Source organism: Tamlana crocina (genome assembly GCF_012037625.1).
This window is the reverse complement of record NZ_JAAVJS010000770.1, coordinates 1-298: the sequence shown is the minus strand read 5'-3', so window position 1 is coordinate 298 and position 298 is coordinate 1. Positions and strand designations below refer to the sequence as shown.

Below are 298 nucleotides of genomic sequence, written 5' to 3'. Positions count from 1 at the left end.
GGTAGCTTAAGCGAACCGCCTGTTCCTTTAATTCGGGGCTGTAATATCGTTTTTTCATGTTTCTAAGATATTTGTTTTGTAACAAACGGTCTTAAATTTTATGTCCGAGTAAAGGTAGCAACTCCAATATCCAACTCGAAAATTATACAAAACAAAAAACCCTCCACTTATATAAGTGAAGGGTCCTGAAAAAGGCAACGACCTACTCTCCCGCAAATGCAGTACCATCGGCGCTAACGGGCTTAACTACTCTGTTCGGAATGGTAAGAGGTGAGCCCCGTCGCTATAACCACCTTAA

General features: G+C 41.6%; 1 rRNA gene. It reads right to left on the bottom strand.

Going from position 1 to position 298, the window contains the following annotated elements:
• Positions 1-189 precede the first annotated feature (189 nt).
• A 5S ribosomal RNA gene (rrf, locus tag HC176_RS18935) occupies positions 190-297 on the bottom strand.
• Position 298 lies beyond the last annotated feature (1 nt).